The organism is Alteribacter populi, from assembly GCF_002352765.1.
Classification (GTDB): domain Bacteria; phylum Bacillota; class Bacilli; order Bacillales; family Salisediminibacteriaceae; genus Alteribacter; species Alteribacter populi.
The window spans coordinates 1,854,585-1,868,394 of sequence record NZ_KZ293963.1 but is presented as its reverse complement, the minus strand read 5'-3'; the positions used below and the strand labels follow the sequence as shown (position 1 = coordinate 1,868,394).

Sequence of the window (13,810 nt, the reverse complement as noted above, 5' to 3'; positions counted from 1 at the left end):
AAAGCACAATGAAGGTTCCCGTTTTACCTGCAATCGACCTTCTGCTCTATTCTTAAATATATGAATAGGGCTTTTTTCTCGTTTCATCTAGGTAAAAAAACGAATTTTTATCAATATTTGAAATTTTATCACGAATGAAGTGAGTCTTTGGTATGATACTGATGTGATAGGTAGGGTTATGATGTAGATATACGTTGATTGGAAAAGGGGATGAAGGCGTGCGGGTTTGGCGGAATTGGACGATTAGAACGAAAATACTTGGTGTATTTTCGTTTATTATGACTTTATTTTTAGGTGTTTTTGCTTATAGCTTTACACTAATGTACAACATTGAATCACAAACGGAAAGGTTGGAACATGCGAATGAGCAATCGTATTTAATAGTAGACTTAAGCTCAGTAGTTAGGTCTCAATATATTGCTTTATCGGACTCGGTCCGTACGGGGTCGTTAAATGAAAATTATTACGAAACACAAACAGAAACGTTTGATTCTCATGTGGAAAAACTAAGAGGGTCATTTCACTCTACGGAACAAGAACAAATTTTTGAACATATTTTAAATCAACATGAAAGTTTTGTTGATGTTGCAGATGCTATGCTTGAATCCTCAGCAGGCGGTTCTAATGGAGATATTGTTCGTTTAACTAATTTAAGGGAAGGAATTGTTGAAGATCTCCTCATCCTCTCTGAAATGGTGACAAATGATGTCAGCAGTGCTTCAAATGAAGTGTTTTCAGCTTTGGAAAATACTAGAATTATTTTTGCGGTATCTGTAGTAGCAGCTTTATTAATTGGGTTTGTTATGTTCACTTTCACAAGTCAATTGATTACTCGATCTTTAAATAGAGTTGTGAATGCTGCAAATGAAATTTCGAATGGGAATGTAGATATTGAACCTTTGAATGTAAAATCAAAAGATGAACTTGGCCAGTTAAGTGGCGCGATCGATAAAATGATTGAAAAACTAAAAACGTTTATTGGTCAAGTAGGCAGCATGTCAGATCACGTCGCTGCATCGTCTGAGGAGCTTTCTGCAAGCGCTACAGAAACAAGTCGTGCGGCTGAACAAATTACAGAATCGATTCAAGAAGTTGCATCTGGTACTGAGTCTCAAGTTGAAGCTTCGTTAAAAAGTGAGGAAATGACTTCAGAAGTGACAGACAGTATTGAAGAAATAACAGGAAATGTGAAAGAAGTCAATGATGCCTCTGTTGCGTCTGTTAAGAAAGCTGAAGAAGGACGCGTCGTCATAGAAGAAAGTATTCAGCTTATGGGACAAATTCATGATATAACAGACCGTACGTCCCTTTCGATCCAACAACTTGCTACAAAGTCAGCGAAAATTGGCACAATCGTCGATATGATTTCAAGTGTGGCAGAACAAACCAACTTATTAGCATTAAATGCAGCAATTGAGGCAGCAAGAGCAGGTGAACATGGACGTGGATTTGCCGTTGTCGCAGATGAAGTAAGGAAGCTTGCAGAGCAAACGACGAATTCTTCGGATGAAATTCAAGGGCTAGTCAATGATATTCAATCCGATATTGAAGCATCTGCCATTTCTATGACAGACGGTTTTAATGCAGTTTCTGGAGGACAAGCCTCTGTTAAACAAGCAGGTGAAGCTTTTAGTGAACTAAGGGTGTCAATTGAATCAGTGTCGTCAAAAATGGAATTGATGAATCGAGCGGTTGAGAGGATTTCATTAGGGACGGGTCAAATGGTGCTTGCAGCTGAGCAAACAGCCTCGATTTCAAAAGAATCAGCTGGTTATTCTCAAAATGTTGCGTCTGCTGCCGAAGAGCAAACAGCCTCCATGGAAGAAATTACAGCCTCTTCAGAGCAGCTTTCTACAATGGCAGGAGAAATGCAACAGCTCATTTTTCAGTTTAGAAACAATCAGTTGAGCGAATCTTACCAATCAAATGAAGAGACAGAAGGAATCTTTGAATCTGACCCTAGCCTTAGAGTAGAGGAAGAAGTAATTTTTGAAAATGATGACCTCCTTGAAGAGGAAACGAGGGAAGGACCTACTGAAAAGGAAAGAAACGATCAAGAATCAGACGAAGAATATAATAGAAGGTATATGTAAGTTAATCTACCATGAAGGTAATCATAAAGTAAGACAGGAACCGGCAAAATTGCCGGTTCTTTTTGTGTGACGAACAAATTGTACGGGGACAGTCCCCGAACTATTTGAAATTTTAAAGGTTGCGTAATCGGTGGATATATTGTTATTTTATTATATAGGTAGATACTTATATAAGGGGCGAATAATAAATTTAGTAGGGGGATTGTTATGTCATCCGTTTTAATTGCTAGCCTTATTTTTTTAATAACACTTACACTTGTGATTTGGCAGCCGAGAGGGCTATCGATTGGGTGGTCAGCTTCTATTGGGGCTGTACTTGCTTTAGTTGTAGGTGTTGTTAGTTTTAGTGACGTTATTGAAGTGACGGGGATTGTTTGGAATGCAACGTTAACGTTTATCGCTATTATTATTATTTCTCTTATTTTAGATGAAATCGGATTTTTTGAATGGTCCGCCTTGCATATGGCGAGAGTCGCTAAAGGAAATGGGATCAAGATGTTCATATACGTGTCGATACTAGGAGCGATCGTCGCTGCTTTTTTCGCCAATGACGGTGCGGCACTTATTTTAACACCTATTGTGTTAGCTATGGTGCGGGCACTTCGATTTAAGGAAGCGATGATCCTTCCGTTTATTATGGCAAGTGGTTTCATTGCGGATACAACTTCACTTCCGCTCATCGTCAGCAACCTTGTGAATATAGTATCGGCAGACTTTTTTGGCATCGGATTTATTGAATACGCGATGCATATGATCGTCCCGAACTTTTTCGCTCTAGGTGCGAGTATCCTCGTGTTGTTTTTGTACTTCAGAAAGAGTATTCCGAAAACCTATGACTTGTCGATGTTAAAAGAGCCGAAAGAAGCGATCAAGGACCCCAAAATGTTTCGTCTATCTTGGTACGTACTCGGTTTGTTGCTCGTTGGCTATTTTGTGAGTGAATTTATTCACATCACCGTCCCCTTTTCTGGAGAGGAGATGACATTTCCCGTTTCCTTTGTCGCCGGGATCATCGCGATCTTCTATCTATTCATGGCGCGGCGCAGTCCTGCTGTGAATACGGGCACGGTAATGAAAGGAGCTCCTTGGGCGATTGTTGTGTTTTCAATTGGAATGTATGTCGTTGTCTATGGCTTGCGGAATGTCGGATTAACTGAGGTTCTTGCGGGAGTCCTTGAACATGTAGCTGGAGAAGGGATGTTTGTAGCTACAATTTCCATGGGCTTTATCGCAGCTATTTTGTCATCGATTATGAACAATATGCCAACAGTAATGATTAACGCTCTAGCGATTCAAGATGCAAGTGTTAGTGGGACGTTGCAAGATACACTGATCTATGCAAATGTCATCGGTTCGGATTTAGGTCCTAAAATCACTCCGATTGGGTCATTAGCAACGCTACTATGGCTGCATGTATTATCGTTAAAAGGTGTAAAAATTACGTGGGGTTATTACTTTAAAGTAGGAATCATTTTAACGATTCCTACATTATTTATTACGCTTACTGGGCTTTATTTGTGGATGTTAATCATCGGGGGATAGGCTTATTAATATCAGAATGCCTAACATTAGGGTAATAATGGTAAAATGGAAGTGGTAACGTCAGTTTTGAAAAGAACATTGAAACCAGCTCCATTATTATATAGGGATTGCTGAATAACTCTAGAACCCAAATACAAAGGGTGCGCTTCCATGGCTTCGCTTTCCGCAGGCAACGCTTCAGCAGCCTCATTCGCGAAAGACGTGCTTACTGCGACTCTGCTGCTCCTGCGGTTCCTCGTCGCAAGAATACCATTGTTGCTTTTCCTGAGGGAGTCTCCGCCATTGCAGCAGCACCCTTGGCTCCCATATGTGTATCTCAAAATCAAGTGCAAGGCTTTTAGCAAAAGAAGATTTATTTCCTTGCAGATTCTCTCCATGAGAAAGAGCATATCCCCTTGCCGTGTAGGCGTATGCTAATTATTCAGCAGCCTCTATATAACAAAGCAATTAAAAACACTTCAGATGACTAACATCCGAAGTGTTTTTACGTTTATCCTTTAAGAAAGCTTTAACTTATCTAAAGGAATAAATGTGGATAGCTACCTTCACTCCACTCGTCTCAAAGGAAAAACGTCCTTGAGACTTTAAAATATGCGGAGGAAGCTAACGCTGTTTTTTAATAAAAGACGCTATGCTTTTTTATTCATCAAATGTTTCAAGGCGAAGTGTTTCGCCAGATGAAGGATCAACAAAATAAAAATAGCTGTCATCTTCGTCTTCAATTGTAACTGAGTGTACATAATAGCGAGAAATGAACAAAGTTGGTTGTTCGTTTCCGACAAATGAAGGTGTGGTAACCTCTTCCAATGCGACTTGGTGACCCTCATTTTCATATTCATTCATGAGTTGCTCACCAGCCTCAGTGTAATTATAGCTAGGAAAAACGACAATAAGGAAAATAACCGAAATTGAACAGAGGATTGCAGTCGAAATGGCATGCCGTTTTTCAAATGTTCGCTTATACAGTTCGAAAAAGGCAAGGCCGATCATACACGCGCCGATCGTTATGATAAGCGGTTGGTTGACGACGCCTGCGTAATAGTTTTCATTTAGCGAGATGGCTGAAAAAATAAAAATAAGACTAAAAGCGATAATGGCTCCGTAAAAAATAAACCCGGTGTTCTTTTTCATAGTAAACTCCTTTATTTCAGTGCGGCTTTCATTCTGATAATGGGTAGTCTTTTACATGAACGAATGAAAAGCCCTGTTCAAGTAATTGGGGAATTGCTTCTTTTACGCCCTGAGCTGTGCCAGAAGATGGTTGGTTCATATGTAACAATGGGATCGATCCAGACTGGCTGTTCAACAATGCGTCTTCTACTTGTTTAGCAGAAAAGGTGGCTCCAGCATCACCTAAAACATCATAATTCACGACCTGAAGGTTAAGGTCTTCGACAATTTCCACTGCTTTTTCGTCGTAATGAGCAGTACCTGAACGGAAAAAAGAAGGGGAAGTACCCGTTAGTTCATGAATGAATTTTTGGTTCACCATTACTTCATCGACAACCTCATTGACAGAAGCCGTACCTTGAATCCCCCATGCACTCCTTCCTTGCACCGAGAGAGGTAGGTGGTTAGTTCCATGGTTTTCAATTTCAAAAAGGGGGTCCTCAGCTAAGCTTAAAAACGTTTCCTCGTGTTCTTCTATCCATTGATAATTCACGAAAAGTGTTGCAGGAATTTCGTTCTCACGTAAAAATGAAATGAGAGCTTCGTCATATCCGTTGCCAAACGGCCCTCCACAAGCATCGAATGTAAGGGCAATCACATTTTCCTCTGTGTCGAGACGATTTTTTACTCCGCTCACATGTTCTCCCCACTCATTTGGCTGAATAACGTCATCAATATAGTCATCCTTTATTTTTTCTGCGAGTTCCGATTTAGAAACTAATGCTTGGTAACGGGCGCTTCCAATAAGGGTTAGAGAATCTTTTTGAGAAAACGGACGGAAGGGATGATCATGTATAGAAAGGTTGTTCTCATTTGAATTAAGGTAAATTGCGACCGTAATGCAGCCGGTTAAAATAAAAATGGTCAATATTGACTTCTTCATCTCAATAGACGGCCTCCTGCCTGTAACAATGGACTCTTCACAGTTTAACAGAAGTATTAGCACGGTTAAAGAAATCTTACGAGCGATTAAGCATTCTATATTAGCCTGGCTATGGGAGGTGATCCACCAAGATTCTTGGTCTTCGTACCTTTGAGTACACTTTTTTAATGTAATAAAGAAAGTTCTATCATTTACACATGTTCAACGTAGTAGATATAATGGAAAGAAGAGGAAAGCACCAACGAGCAACATCGATTTCGATTAAATGAAAGAGGTGGCGTTGTTGGATCCATCGATTGTTTCAGAAGAGTATATCCATTTACAAGAAGAAATCATTCGCGAGCAAACGGTTTTAAAAGAAAAAATTAGCATGCAGTGGTCAGCGACAATTGAGAGAGAGGGGATTGATCCTGAATTCCCGATCGTCCCTCAGTTACCTTCGACTCCGATTTCTGTCTCGCTATACAGGGATGCTTTAGTCACGATTTTGTCGAGTTTATCCACCTATACTGAGGAACTTCAAAACGATGTAGATCGGTGCAAAAACGTTTTCGATAATGAGGGACATGTCGTCAGCTGGATAAAGGAGAGCCTCCGATATAATACCGGTTACTTCCAGTCGTTTGCTGATGACCACGAAATATCAGCATGGTTACCGCATTTTGTAGCCGAACAAGCGATTCGTCCTTTTTTACACGTAATCTCAAAGCGGTGTGAGTCATTTATTGAAGAGATGAATGTAGGAGGGGGCTGCCCGTGCTGTGCCGAGCCCGTTCGTTTAAAAGTGGAAACTGGAAATGAGGAGAGCCAGTTTATCTGCCCTAGGTGTGAAACATCATGGTCGCAAAAAAGAAAGTCATGTGTTCATTGTGGAGAAGAGAAGGAAGGCTATGTGCTTACTTTATCTATTGAGGAAGATGATACTTCTCAGCTTGAAGTTTGTGAAAGCTGTAAAAATTATGTGAAGGTCATTATGAAAAGTAGTAATGATTCGAAATCAACCGCGGCTTTATTAGACCTCCTCACCCTTCATCTAGATTATATCGCTCAAGAAGAAGGATACGGGGAAGCTTATCCTAAAGGTGAATGAATGTAAAATGAGGTGGACCTTTGAAATTGACTGGAATTATTCTTGCAGGTGGAAAATCAAGCCGGATGGGGACGAACAAAGCGTTGCTTAAAGTAAACAGTGTAAGTGTTATTTCACGAATCAAACGCGAATTATCTTATTACTGTGATTCTTTGTTTGTCGTAACTAATGACCCGGGATTATATACGTTTTTGGACGTTCCGATCACAGAGGACCACTATAAAAATAAAGGACCTTTAGCCGGTATTCACGCAGGTTTATCTGAATCATCAACAGAGTGGAACCTTGTGGTGGCTTGTGATGTTCCGTTAATAAATAGCCAAGCGCTTAGTGTGTTAACACGGATTGTGGAATCTAAACAAGGGCGCAACGCCGACGTTATTTTACCAATTGCTAGTGGACGTTATCACCCGATGCTCGCTCTTTATCGAAAATCGGTTTTACCAGAGGTGACAAAGGCAATCAAGGCGAACCGGTTAAAACTCATGGACGTGATTCATCTCCTAAATGTGGTGGAGGTCGACGAACGAGGTCATGGTGTGCCTGAAAAAGCATGGGAAGAGTGCTTTTTTAATATGAACAACCCTGCTGAATATGAGGAGATTTGCAACCGATTTTAATAGCAAAGAGGATATGTTTTAAAAGGTCAGAGAAAAGACGTCGGGACACAGTGACAATAAATTGATGCGAGGTTCTCCATACTTTGGTTGAATAAAACCGCTCCGCTTATCTGCATACTAATAGATAGATGTGCAGATGAGCAGGAGGGCTTTGGTATGGAGGACAAAAAGACGTGGGATTTAATATCTGTGGCATCGATTCCGTTGGTAATGACACTGGGAAATTCAATGCTGATTCCTGTTTTACCAACAATGGAAAAAGAAATGAATGTATCAGCGTTCCAGGTAAGTATGATTATTACGGTTTATTCCGTCGTAGCGATTTTGCTCATTCCGATTGCAGGCTATTTGTCGGATCGGTACGGGAGAAAACGAATTATTATTCCAAGCTTAATTATTGCAGCTCTTGGTGGAGCATTGTCTGGTTGGGCTGCTTGGCAAACGCCTGACCCTTATGCCCTCATTATTGTTGGTCGTTTTTTTCAAGGAGTTGGAGCAGCAGGCGCAGCACCGATTGTGATGCCATTAGTTGGTGATATGTTTCAAAATGAGCATGATGTAAGTCACGGCCTAGGTGTAATAGAAACATCCAATACGTTTGGTAAAGTGCTAAGCCCGGTTTTAGGTGCAGCTTTGGCTGCTGTTATTTGGTATTTACCATTCTTTGCTTTTCCCTTATTTTGCTTAGTATCTGTTATTGCAATGTATTTTTTAGTGCATACACCGAAAAAGCAGGAGAAACCTCCTTTGTTTAAGGAGTTTCTTAAATCAATAAAAAAGACTTTTCGCCAAGATGGAACATGGCTTTACGCAATATTTGCTATTGGTTGTATTTGCATGTTTGTCATTTTTGGTATTTTATTTTACCTTTCTACGATGCTGGAAGAACAACATGGCATATTAGGAGTTAAAAAGGGGATCGTTTTAGCGATTCCTCTCGCTGCTCTTTGTTTGTCTTCTTATGTTACAGGGAAAAGCATTGGTAAAGATAAAGAGAAAATGAAATGGACCACATTTTTAGGACTCCTTTTGTTGACTGGCTGCAATGTTTCAGTAGCGTTTAGTAAAGATATTTATCTATTACTAAGTGCGATGTTTGCTAGCGGAATTGGGATTGGTGTTGCCTTACCAAGTATGGATGCGCTTGTGACTGAGGGCATTGCCAAAAAAGAACGTGGGACCATTACTTCAATATATAGTAGTATGCGGTTTGTTGGTATTGCATTGGCACCACCAGTGATTGCGTTATTAATGAAAGGGTCACACCTGTTACTGTTTGGTGTTCTAGCGCTCGTATCGTTAGTGGCTACAGCTCTGACGCTTATTTTTATTCGTCCTGAGAAAAAAACCTATACAGAATGATGGACAGTTCCTTCTTGATTTCATACAATATCGGTAAGCGTCGGGTGAATAGAGTTTACAGATACAATGCCGACGAATCATCAAGGAGTGATGATGGTGGGCAACATTCATACATTTAAGGACTATTATAATAATCTGGTGGAGTTTTCAATCGACGACCACCCTTTTTCCCACACGCCTAAAAATGTGTGGGTAGTCTGCAGGTATCGCGGAAATTGGCTAGTGACGATTCATCCCTCTAGAGGACTGGAGTTTCCAGGCGGAAAAGTGGAAGATGGGGAAGGTCCGGTAGAGGCTGCAAAACGGGAAGTGTTTGAAGAAACGGGTGGAGTCGTAAAAGACGTTCATTATATTGGACAATACCGAGTAAGAGGTAAACAAGAAACGGTCATTAAAAACGTTTATTTTGCAACGGTTGACGACTTGATTACACGAAGTAATTACTTTGAAACAAAAGGGCCGAAATTGTTAAAGAATCTGCCAGATAATGTGAAAACGAATCATCAATACAGTTTTATTATGAAAGATGACGTCCTTCCGCTTAGCTTGCAAGAAGTGAAAAGGCGCTTTGTTGCTGCTACTTAATACTTAATGAACAAACAAAACGCACTCAAGTAAATGAGTGCGTTTATTCATGCACTATGAACGATATTTTAACAATTTCCTTTCTAACAGCTCAACCAATTGGTACATAATGGTAGCTAATATGGCAATGATGAGTAAGCTCAGCATCACCATTGTGAAATTAAAGACTTGAAAACCGTAGATAATCATATAGCCTAATCCTTGTTTGGAAACGAGAAATTCCCCGACAATAACCCCAACCCACGCCAGACCAACGTTTACTTTCAATGTGGAAATAATCGTTGGAAATGATGCAGGAAAAATGACTGATGAAAAGGACTGACTTTTTGTTGCCCCAAACGACTGAATGACTCGAAGGTAATTCTCATCCACTTCTCGAAAAGCGTTATAGACGACAATCGTTGTAATAATTACAGAAATCAGCGCCCCCATTGCAATAATCGAAGTAAAACCAGGGCCGAGTCCGACGATTAAAATCGGACCTAAGGCTACTTTAGGCATTGAGTTTAACACGACTAAGTAAGGATCCATGACTTTTGACAAAAATCTCGACCACCATAGTAAAGCAGCGGTTGCTGTCCCTATAACGGTGCCCAATATGAAACCAAGGACGGTTTCGAATAAAGTCACTGAGGAATGGACGAATATTGACCCGTCTTGGACTCTGGCCACCAATAAGTCCCACACTCGAGAAGGAGAACTAAACAAGAGCGGATCGAGAATCCGTTGGCTCGTAAGAAATTCCCATGCAGCAAAAAACAAGACTAAGATCGAAAGTTGTGTGATCCGTACCCATTTCTTTTCTCTCTTTAGTTGTTGGATATATTGCTGATGAAGTTCTTCAGTTTGTTGTGCCAAGGGACTCCAGCTCCTTCCATATGATACGGAATCGTTCATTAAAGTGAGCGTGGTTTCTTGCATTGAACGGACTAAGCTGTTTCAAATCGTTAGGTACGTCAAAAATACGATGAATCGTTGCTGGCCGATTGCTGAGCATGACAATTCGGTCACTCATGGCAATCGCTTCTCCAATATCATGAGTTACAAGAATAGCTGTCTTTTGATGCTCTTTTATCGTTTCAAATACGAGATCTTCGAGCTTTAGCTTTGTCTGATAATCAAGAGCTGAAAAGGGTTCATCTAACAATAAAAGCTTTGGCTGGGTTGCCAGCATCCGGACTAAAGCAACTCTTTGGCGCATCCCCCCGGAAAGCTGCTGTGGATAAGCATTCTTGTGCTCACTTAATCCCATTTTATTGAGTAAATGAAGAGCGTGACATTCGCTTTGTTGGTTAAGCTGCCGCATCGTTTTGAGACCGAGTGTTATATTATCCTTGATCGTTAACCAAGGAAATAAATAATCTTGTTGAAGCATATAGCCTGTGGCTGGTGTGGGTTTGGTCACAGGTTTTTTATCGAGTTCAATTTTCCCGGAGGTGGGCGCTAACAGCCCGGAAATCATTGAAAGAAGTGTTGTCTTTCCACAGCCGCTAGGACCGATAATCGAGACAAATTCACCTTCGTTCACCGTTAAACCAATATCAACCAATGCTTCTGTCGTCGTTGTTTTAGTAAAGTACGTTTTTTCCAGGTTTTCAATTTGAAGTAAAGCCACCTTCACCACCCTTTCAAAAGAAGAAAGTAAGCCTCTTTATTCAATTCGCTCTGCAAAATCAGTGTTTACAAGAGTTTCGTAATCAACTTTTTCAGGAAGTTCTCCTGCCTCTTCCATAATCGCCTGTAAATGATACCATGCGTCTTCATTTAAAATTGGGGCTTCGGCATAAGAGTCTTGACTGCGATATCGTTCTACTACACTTTCAATAACATCAAGAGGTGTATCTTCGAAGAAATCCTCGATTGATTCGGCAACGACGTCAGCCGGTTGTTCGTGGACCCATTGTTGCGCTTTAGCAATGGCCCGAGCAAATTGTTCTGCCGTTTCGTCATTATCCGCTAAAAAACTCTCTTTTGCCATATAAACAGTATATGGGACTTCTCCAGACTGTGTTCCGAACGAGTCAATAATGTGACCAATGCCTTCTTGTTCAAACAGTGTCGCTTGTGGTTCAAATAGCTGTACATAGTCACCCGTGCCAGACGCAAAGGCAGAAGGAATGTTACCAAAGTCGATGTTTTGGATTAAATCTAAATCGTTTTGCGGATCAATGCCATGATCTTTAAGAACATACTCCCCAACCATTTGTGGCATGCCGCCTTCACGTTGTCCTAAAAACGTCGAACCTTTTAAATCATCCCACTTAAAGTCATCAATTTTTTCCCGAGATACAAGGAAAGTGCCATCAGTCTGGGTGAGTTGCGCAAAATTGACTGCCGGATCATTTGCACCTTGTGCATATACATATATTGATGTTTCGGCACCCACTAAAGCAACATCCGCCCCGTCAGATAACAGTGTTGTCATCGTCCGGTCTCCGCCCCAAGTTGTAGTCAGCTCGACATCAAGCCCCTCTTCTTCAAAGAACCCTTCAGAAATTGCCACATATTGAGGTGCGTAAAAAATCGACCGCGTTACTTCAGCAAGCTTTACAGACGTCTGTGAGCTACCTGCTGAACAAGCCGCTATTGAAGCAGTCATAAGTAACGTTAAGGCAATCAGACTGACTTTTTTTAATGTGTTCATCTATCTTTCCTCCTGTTAACACAATTGGGTATTCGCTGATGCAATAGTCTATGTTTAGAGGGAGGAAGGTGTGTATGGGGGATAAAAATTCTACACAAAACCGATTTTATACTACATAAATCCCAAATTATTCGGCCGAAGCTCTTATATTCAGCTCATATACTTCGAAATAAAAAAAGAAGCCGACTCGAAAAAGAGTGGCTTCTTTAGAATGTTCACTTCACTATTTCGTTCTCGGACCAGCTTCGCGAATGTCTTTGGATACATCTTCAAACTTCTTGAAGTTTTCTTCAAATTTATTGGCTAATTCGATTGCTTTCGTATCATAAGCCTCTTTATCTTCCCAAGTCTGACGCGGAAGAAGGACTTCATCAGGAACTCCTGGGCATTGTAGCGGGACGTGGAGGCCGAAGAACGGATCCACCGCTGTTTCTGCAGAGGTAAGTTCACCTTGAAGTGCGGCTTGAACCATTGCTCTTGTATAAGTTAGGTTCATGCGTTTTCCAACGCCGTAAGATCCTCCAGACCATCCGGTATTGACTAGGTAAACTTCTACATCATGCTGATTGATTCTTTCCCCGAGCATCTCAGCGTAACGATTTGCTGGCAGTGGTAGGAATGGTGCTCCAAAGCAAGTAGAGAAAGTCGCTGTTGGTTCAGTAATCCCTCGCTCCGTTCCCGCAAGCTTGCTCGTGTAGCCGGATAAGAAATGGTACATCGCCTGTTCTTTAGTCAGTTTGCTGATCGGAGGCAGCACGCCGAAAGCATCTGCTGTCAAAAAGATAATCGCATTTGGATGACTGGCAACACTAGGTGTTACTGCATTTGGAATGGCTTCGATCGGATAGGCTGCTCGTGTGTTTTCTGTATAAGATGTGTCATCGTAGTCGGGCTCACGAGATTCTTCGTCAACGACAACATTTTCTAAAACTGAGCCGAAGCGAATCGCATTATAAATTTGTGGTTCTTTTTCTTCACTTAAGTTTACACATTTGGCGTAGCACCCGCCTTCAATATTGAACACGCCATTATGAGACCAGCCATGTTCATCATCACCGATTAAGTTGCGGTTTTTATCAGCAGAAAGCGTTGTTTTCCCAGTGCCGGAAAGGCCGAAAAACAAGGCAACGTCCCCTTCTTGACCAACGTTTGCTGAACAATGCATGGAGAAGATATTGTTTTCAGGCAACAAGTAATTCATGACAGAGAAGATGGATTTTTTCATCTCTCCAGCATACTCTGTTCCACCAATAAGAATGGTACGTTTTTCAAAAGAAACGATAATAAAGGTTTCAGAATGTGTCCCGTCAACTTTGGGATCAGCTTTAAAGCCTGGAGCTGATACAATTGTGAATTCAGGAATCATTTCTTTGCGTTCTTCTTTTGTAGGGCGGATAAATAATTGGCTTGCAAATAAATTGTGCCACGCGAATTCGTTTACGACGCGAATCGGTAGTCGGTGCTGAGGGTCAGCTCCCGCAAATGCGTCTCGTACAAATAATTCATCTTTTTCGTTTAAATAGTCTAACACTTTTACGTAAAGGTTTTCAAAAACTTCAGAAGGAATCGGTTGGTTAACCGCTCCCCATTCAATTTTGTCATGAACGGATCTTTCATCTACAATGAATTTATCTTTAGGTGAACGTCCAGTATACTTACCAGTCGTTGCACGAAAGGCTCCAGCAGAAGTAATCAAGCCTTCTTTACGTTCTAGTGCTTTCTCTACTAATAAGGAAGCTGGTAGATTTTCTTGGATTTTTTCGCCTTTCAATACGCGAACTAATTCTGTTTCAAAATGGAGGGTACTCATTTTTACACCAA

The 13,810-nt window shown here is 41.0% G+C and carries 12 protein-coding genes; 6 read left to right on the top strand and 6 right to left on the bottom strand.

Annotated features, from left to right (window positions below):
* The first annotated feature begins 218 nt into the window (after positions 1 to 218).
* Together CDZ94_RS09020 and CDZ94_RS09015 are read left to right on the top strand one after the other, a co-directional pair.
* A complete protein-coding gene (locus CDZ94_RS09020; protein ID WP_096436310.1) occupies positions 219 to 2,093 on the top strand; it encodes a methyl-accepting chemotaxis protein in 1,875 nt (624 codons plus the stop codon).
* Between the two features lie 207 nt (positions 2,094 to 2,300).
* Entirely contained in the window at positions 2,301 to 3,635 is a 1,335-nt protein-coding gene (locus CDZ94_RS09015) for an arsenic transporter (RefSeq protein WP_096436308.1), read from the top strand.
* Positions 3,636 to 4,274: 639 nt separating this feature from the next.
* On the opposite strand, the gene CDZ94_RS09005 is transcribed toward CDZ94_RS09015, so the two are convergent.
* Entirely contained in the window at positions 4,275 to 4,766 is a 492-nt protein-coding gene (locus tag CDZ94_RS09005) for a hypothetical protein (protein WP_096436304.1), read from the bottom strand.
* Positions 4,767 to 4,794: 28 nt separating this feature from the next.
* Positions 4,795 to 5,688: a polysaccharide deacetylase family protein gene (locus CDZ94_RS09000; RefSeq protein ID WP_096436302.1), complete on the bottom strand. Its 894-nt coding sequence runs from the start codon at positions 5,686 to 5,688 to the stop codon at positions 4,795 to 4,797.
* 283 nt (positions 5,689 to 5,971) lie between these two features.
* Here CDZ94_RS09000 and CDZ94_RS08995 point away from each other — a divergent pair, with 283 nt between their 5' ends.
* From CDZ94_RS08995 to ytkD, 4 genes are all read left to right on the top strand, one after another.
* On the top strand, positions 5,972 to 6,778 hold the full coding sequence (locus CDZ94_RS08995; protein WP_157812125.1) for a formate dehydrogenase accessory protein FdhE domain-containing protein: 807 nt from the start codon (positions 5,972 to 5,974) through the stop codon (positions 6,776 to 6,778).
* Positions 6,779 to 6,798: 20 nt separating this feature from the next.
* The gene (gene mobA, locus CDZ94_RS08990) at positions 6,799 to 7,398 is read left to right on the top strand and encodes a molybdenum cofactor guanylyltransferase (protein WP_157812126.1); all 600 of its coding nucleotides are present in this window, start codon (positions 6,799 to 6,801) and stop codon (positions 7,396 to 7,398) included.
* Between the two features lie 156 nt (positions 7,399 to 7,554).
* On the top strand, positions 7,555 to 8,760 hold the full coding sequence (gene bcbE / locus CDZ94_RS08985; RefSeq protein WP_096436296.1) for a bacillibactin exporter BcbE: 1,206 nt from the start codon (positions 7,555 to 7,557) through the stop codon (positions 8,758 to 8,760).
* A gap of 105 nt (positions 8,761 to 8,865) precedes the next feature.
* On the top strand, positions 8,866 to 9,345 hold the full coding sequence (gene ytkD, locus CDZ94_RS08980; protein ID WP_157812152.1) for an RNA deprotection pyrophosphohydrolase: 480 nt from the start codon (positions 8,866 to 8,868) through the stop codon (positions 9,343 to 9,345).
* Between the two features lie 54 nt (positions 9,346 to 9,399).
* Here the strand turns inward: ytkD and CDZ94_RS08975 are convergent, their stop codons facing one another.
* From CDZ94_RS08975 to pckA, 4 genes are all read right to left on the bottom strand, one after another.
* On the bottom strand, positions 9,400 to 10,203 hold the full coding sequence (locus CDZ94_RS08975) for an ABC transporter permease (protein WP_232735709.1): 804 nt from the start codon (positions 10,201 to 10,203) through the stop codon (positions 9,400 to 9,402).
* Positions 10,187 to 10,960 (bottom strand): ABC transporter ATP-binding protein, encoded by a 774-nt coding sequence (locus CDZ94_RS08970; RefSeq protein WP_096436292.1) that lies wholly within the window; start codon positions 10,958 to 10,960, stop codon positions 10,187 to 10,189. Before CDZ94_RS08970 ends, CDZ94_RS08975 begins: the two co-directional genes overlap by 17 nt.
* A 36-nt stretch (positions 10,961 to 10,996) precedes the next feature.
* Complete coding sequence (locus tag CDZ94_RS08965; RefSeq protein WP_096436290.1) at positions 10,997 to 11,989, bottom strand: ABC transporter substrate-binding protein; 993 nt, start codon at positions 11,987 to 11,989, stop codon at positions 10,997 to 10,999.
* A 223-nt stretch (positions 11,990 to 12,212) separates the two neighbouring features.
* On the bottom strand, positions 12,213 to 13,799 hold the full coding sequence (gene pckA, locus CDZ94_RS08960) for a phosphoenolpyruvate carboxykinase (ATP) (RefSeq protein ID WP_096436288.1): 1,587 nt from the start codon (positions 13,797 to 13,799) through the stop codon (positions 12,213 to 12,215).
* Positions 13,800 to 13,810 lie beyond the last annotated feature (11 nt).

Coding starts and splice junctions, on each gene's coding strand:
- pckA (WP_096436288.1), bottom strand. CDS start 13,799: ATGAGTACCCTCCATTTTGAAACAGAATTAGTTCGCGTATTGAAAGGC.
- CDZ94_RS09005 (WP_096436304.1), bottom strand. CDS start 4,766: ATGAAAAAGAACACCGGGTTTATTTTTTACGGAGCCATTATCGCTTTT.
- CDZ94_RS08965 (WP_096436290.1), bottom strand. CDS start 11,989: ATGAACACATTAAAAAAAGTCAGTCTGATTGCCTTAACGTTACTTATG.
- CDZ94_RS09000 (WP_096436302.1), bottom strand. CDS start 5,688: ATGAAGAAGTCAATATTGACCATTTTTATTTTAACCGGCTGCATTACG.
- CDZ94_RS09015 (WP_096436308.1), top strand. CDS start 2,301: ATGTCATCCGTTTTAATTGCTAGCCTTATTTTTTTAATAACACTTACA.
- bcbE (WP_096436296.1), top strand. CDS start 7,555: ATGGAGGACAAAAAGACGTGGGATTTAATATCTGTGGCATCGATTCCG.